The 5,485-nt window shown below is 53.2% G+C and carries 5 protein-coding genes; all 5 read right to left on the minus strand.

The annotated features are described in order from the left end of the window. Positions 1-12: 12 nt before the first annotated feature. On the minus strand, positions 13-858 hold the full coding sequence (locus tag ACI3UA_RS06555; RefSeq protein ID WP_439724017.1) for an undecaprenyl-diphosphate phosphatase: 846 nt from the start codon (positions 856-858) through the stop codon (positions 13-15). A 156-nt stretch (positions 859-1,014) separates the two neighbouring features. Continuing rightward, positions 1,015-1,764 (minus strand): hypothetical protein, encoded by a 750-nt coding sequence (locus tag ACI3UA_RS06560; RefSeq protein ID WP_439724018.1) that lies wholly within the window; start codon positions 1,762-1,764, stop codon positions 1,015-1,017. A 59-nt stretch (positions 1,765-1,823) separates the two neighbouring features. Further along, the gene (locus ACI3UA_RS06565; protein WP_439724019.1) at positions 1,824-3,368 is read right to left on the minus strand and encodes an SLC13 family permease; all 1,545 of its coding nucleotides are present in this window, start codon (positions 3,366-3,368) and stop codon (positions 1,824-1,826) included. 72 nt (positions 3,369-3,440) lie between these two features. Next, positions 3,441-4,298 (minus strand): TPM domain-containing protein, encoded by an 858-nt coding sequence (locus ACI3UA_RS06570; RefSeq protein ID WP_439724020.1) that lies wholly within the window; start codon positions 4,296-4,298, stop codon positions 3,441-3,443. 10 nt (positions 4,299-4,308) lie between these two features. Further along, positions 4,309-5,427: a hypothetical protein gene (locus ACI3UA_RS06575; RefSeq protein ID WP_439724021.1), complete on the minus strand. Its 1,119-nt coding sequence runs from the start codon at positions 5,425-5,427 to the stop codon at positions 4,309-4,311. Positions 5,428-5,485: the final 58 nt, after the last annotated feature.

Consider the following 5,485-nt stretch of genomic DNA (forward strand, 5'->3'; position numbering starts at 1 on the left):
CCGACCGGCAAATTACTGCAGGGTCGGATCACCCACCAAAAACAGATATGCAATCACAATCAGGCCCAGCACAATGCGGTAGTAGCCAAAGGCCTTGAAGTCATTGTTCTTGATGTACTGCAGCAGAAACTTAATGGACAGGATGGAAACCACAAAGGCGGTAGCCATGCCCACCACAAGGATAAAAATCTCAGCCCCCGTGTAGTGGAAGCCAAACTTCACCAGCTTCAAAAGGCTGGCGCCGAACATGACAGGTATTGCCAGAAAGAAGGTGAATTCTGCCGCCACATAGCGGGAGGTGCCAAAAAGGATGCCGCCCAGAATGGTGGAGCCGGAGCGCGACGTACCCGGCACCAGTGACAGCACCTGAAACAGTCCGATAATAAACGCTGTTTTGTAGCTTAGCTTGCTCAAATCGCTGACGCTCGGCCGGCGGTTTTTATTGTAATTTTCCACCAGAATAAACATTACGCCGTAAAAAATCAGGGTAGCCGCCACCACCGGAGCCGTCATGAAATGTTCTTCCATGTAATCGTTGAAGGCCAGGCCGATGACTGCCGCCGGTACGCAGGCCAGAATAACCTTGTACCAGAGCTGGAACGTGTCCTTCTTTTCCTGACGGGTTTTCCAGGTGGAAAAAGGATTCAGCTTTTCAAAATTCAGCACCACCACGGCCAGAATTGCCCCCAGCTGGATTACCACCAGGAACATATCCATAAATGCCTTGGATACATCCAGCTTTATAAACTCATCCACCAGAATCATGTGCCCGGTACTGCTGATGGGAAGCCATTCTGTCAGGCCCTCCACCACGCCCAGAATCACGGTTTTCAACAGCTCAACTATACTAAGATCCACTTTTCTGCCTCCTCAAAATCTCACTAAACAAAAAGCAGGGATAGTATATCATAAACAGGCACAAAAGTAAAAGACAAAGTGATATGTCATATACATTCCCTGCGGAATGAGAACATACCACTTTGTCCCGGATGCGGGCAGCAGGCACTCCTGCTGCTAATTGTCATAAATACTCAGGCAGATATAGCCGGGATAGCCGGCAAAGCTCAGATACTCCTGCTGACCCAGATGAAATACATCACCGGGCGCAGGCGTCTTGTGAAGGCCGTACAGCCCGGCAAAACGCTCCAAAGGCGAATCACAGTTCAGCACAGCCCTGTCAAGAAACTTGCTGCTGCCGGGGAACAGGAAAATCCTGTCCACCGTGCCGGAGCTTGGGTCAAAGGTCACCAGCCAGCCTTCACTCCTATAGTACCAGGCATAGCTGCTGACACCGCAGAGAGCCTGCGTATCAGCCTCCTCCAGATAATCCGTCGGCGGGCCGTACAGCCGCAAAAGCTTCATCAGTGGCATATCCAGCATCACACCGCCTACCGATTCCGCATGAATTTTTTCCTGCTGTTCCGGCACAACCTTCAGCCTGCCATCCAGCAGCAGCCAGCTGTCGTCGCCATCCCTGTGATATGCCACAGACATCTCACGGGAGCCGCGCTTTTCCATCACTGTAATCACAGCGGAGCCATCCTGGCTGTTCCCCTGCCAATCGCGGATATTAGTAATCCGGAAGGTATTGATGCCATCCTGCCCGCCAAAAATATGCATCTGGCGGTGTCCGGCCTCATCTACCCAGATACCCGCGATGCAGGGAATGAATTCCCTGACCTGCTGATCCCCCGAATACTCTGCAAAAGCAGGACGGACAAATAATCCGGCCAGCACCAGAGCCAGCAGTAAAATACGCTTCATGCCTCTCCACCCCTTTCCAATAAAAAAATTATCACATCATTACGCCATCAGGCCGGCCCCTAACCCAATACCCAGGTCACAAAGTAGATGGACAGCGGGATAGTAACACAGCCAATGCCGATAATATCAATATACACGCCTGTACTCAGCATCTTGGTAATCGGAATATAACCTGTAGCATACACAATGGCATTCGGCGGCGTGGATACCGGCAGCATAAAGCCCAGGGAAGCAGACAGGGCTATGCCCACTGCCACAGGAATAGGGCTGAGCCCGGCCGACAAAGCCACCGTAATGGCCAGAGGCCCGATCATGTTGGTAGCCGCCGTGTGAGATGTCAGCTCGGCCAGCAGCAGCGCCATCACAGAAAATACTGCCACTACCGTCACCTGTGACACACTGCCGCCCATGCTGCCCACAATCAAATCACCAATCCAGGAGGACAGCCCCGTCTTGTACATCATGGAACCCATAGCCAGGCCGCCGCCAAACAAAATCAGGGTTCCCCACTCAATGCCCTCCTTGGCCTCATCCCATCTGATGGTAAACCGCCGCTCGGAAAAATCAATAGGCATCAAAAACAGCAGCAACGCACCGCCCATGGCGGCAATAGCCTCCGGGAACAGACGGTTGTACATTTTCAGCACCGGATCACCCGGCGGCAGCGCCATGCCCAGAAAGCCCGGCGTAACCCAGAGAACGACAGCCACGGCAAAACAAATCAGCGTGTTTTTCTGCGCTCTCGTCCAGCTCCCCAGCTCCGCAATCCTGCTGGCAATAAACTCCTCCGCTCCGTCAATCCGTTCCACGTCAGCTGGAAACAGCTTCATCAGTACCATATAGGCAATAATGAAGTACACCACCATAGCGATAAATCCCCATTCCATCCACTGAAAAAAGGAAATATGAACATCCGCCATCTGGTCCAGAAAGCCCAGCATAATCAGGTTGGGCGGTGTGCCGATAGGCGTCAGCACGCCACCGATGGAAGCACTGTAGGCCGTCATCAGCATCAGCCCCGTAGCGTACTTGTAGTCCGACAGGTCAATCTCCTTGCCATTGGCCGCCATCATTTCCTTGATAGCGGACAGCAGCCCCAGGCAGATAGGCAGCATCATGGCCGCCGTTGCCGTATTGCTCACCCAGCCGGAGCAAAGCGCCGCCGCCATGCCAATAGCCAGAAAAATCCTGCGGGGATTGGAGCCAACCCATTTCCTCGACAAAATCCAGTAGGAAAAACGCTTGTCCAGCCCGTGCAGCATCATGGCTTTCGCCAGAATAAAGCCGCCCATGAAAAGAAAAATCATAGGGTTGGCAAAAGCGCCAAAGGCGGCATCCGCCTTGACCACGCCGGTCATGACCGCCAGGGTCGGCCCCAAAAGCGATGTCACAGGAATGGGTACCGGCTCCGTGATCCACCACAGAGCTACCAGCACCATAATGGATAACAGCTTGTGCGCTTCCGGTGTCAGCGCGTCAATTGGCGTCATAAAAACCAGCAACGCCAGAATCGGCGCGCCAAACAGCCCCACTGTTCTCCGCTTCCTGTCAAAAGACTGCTCCGCCCTCTTAATGGCAATAGCATCCTGTCCCAGCTTGCGCATGGGAATCACCTCCTCACACATTTCATAGCGGCAGGGGTACATCCCCTGCCTATATAATTACTTTACAGCGTATCAGTAGCTGCCGCCACCGCCGCCGCTATCGCCGCCGCCACCGCCGTCGCTGCCGCCACCGTCACCGCCTGATTCATGATGCACCACGGAACGGCTGGTGTACAGGAACACATCCTCACGCTGGGTCAGGTGCAGGGAATTCTTGTCCATGTAGGCATCCGCATCCCCCTCCGGTGCCACATTGCACATCTTTCCCCGAAGATAGCGATAAAAATTATAGCCTATGCCGCCGGACAGCAGGATAGCCAGAAGCATGGCCGCCGGACTGAACTCATCGAAGGGGTCATATTCCTCGCCATTTTCCTCATAATACTCGCACAGCTCATCCACGGCGTCCGCATACTCATTATACGCCTGATAATACTCATCATCTTTCAGGCTATCCAAAAATCTTTCCTCCAGATATGGATAGCCATGCTCATCAGTAATAATCTTCATCATGTTGGCATCAGTCGCCACCCGGTATTTCCGATCCCAGGTCACCTGTACAAAAACAATGGAACCGTTATTATTTTCCAGGTCACGATAGTTGTCAAACAGATACTGTCTGGCATAATCCTCAATGGAAATCCCTTCCGGCAGCTTTTTCACTACCAGAAGTGCCACCTTGATATTGTGACGGTCGCTTATATCCGCCAGCTTTTGCTCCAGTTCCCGGCGCTGCTGCTCCGACATAACACCTATCTTGTCCACCACCAGCGGCTTTTCCTGCCGCTGCAGCCGTTCCTTGCCTGACTCCTGCACAGCCGCCTGCCCTGCCACCTGCCCGGCAGCTGCCGCCAGTTCCAATGGCATGACTGCCCATGCCCACAGGAGCAGAGGCAGCACTATTGCAATAATATTTTTCATGTATCCCATAGCCTGCCTCCTAATCAAAAATCAGCGCCAAAAGCACCTTGAACATATAATAAGTCAGCGGCAGGGTCAGCATTGCGGCAGCCGCCCCGTACATAAAGCCCTTGCCAGTATCCACCGGCAGCCTGCCTACAATCTTGCCTGTCTGACCATTCATCATGAAGGTATAAACCTCATCCTTGTACTTGCTGCTCAAAATCCACACCGGAGCCATAGCATAGGACACCCTTGAGGATTTTTTCACTACACTGCCTTCATCACGGGAAACGGTTGCATAGCCTGTCACCGTCTCCTCCAGCGTATCCAGGGTACTGCACTGAATACGGCTGTCTGCCACGGTCACGCACTCCTCGGCCGGCACATCATACTTGTCAGCCAGATAGCCTGCCATGTAGACGGTATTGAACTCCGCCATTTCCTTGTAATCGTATGGCTCTATGCTCTGCATGTAGGTATCGTCCATCTTCCGGCTGCCATCTGCCGGAACCCGCCGGAAATCCATACCGCCCTGCCTGATGCAGCGGTAGTGGTCTGTCTCAGTAATGGTGTCATCCCCTTCATCCCAGCTGCGGGATTGAGTTGCACTGAAACTTGCACTGCCCTCTACCTCGGCATCAAACAGCCAGAAAGGCACATACATGCCCTGAATTTTCTCCAGCCTGCTGGTCGAGGCGTAATTATTGGGCAGCAGCCGTTTTCCCTTGTAAAATTCCTTCATGGCCGCCACGGCCTCTTCCTTGCTCTTGGAAAAAGGAATAACGTAATCCGGCTTCAGCATCCCGGCAAACCTGCCCGGTATCATGGTCGGATTGCCGCAATAGCAGCACTCGGTTGCCATGGTATTCTCGTCGCAGACAATTTCCGCCCCGCAGGAGGAACAGGTCATGGTGCGCATCATTGCCTGTTCCTCCGCCGACCATGAGTTGCCTGCCTCACCAGGTGTCCATTTCTGCTTCTCCTGTTCCTCTGCTGCCGCCGCCATTTCCCTTGACTGGGCAAAGACCTTGTCCAGAGCCTCTACCTTGAATGTGGTTTCACAGTATTCACACTTGATTTCCTTCCCCTTGCCGGGCGCATACGCCAGTGGGCCGCCGCAGTTAGGGCACTTATAGCTTACAGAAGTATCTGCCATATTCCTCCGTCACATCACTTTCTCTGCATCGCCTGTCTGATAATATACAAAAACACCA

The organism is Anaerovibrio sp. (assembly GCF_051866355.1).
GTDB lineage: Bacteria > Bacillota > Negativicutes > Selenomonadales > Selenomonadaceae > Anaerovibrio.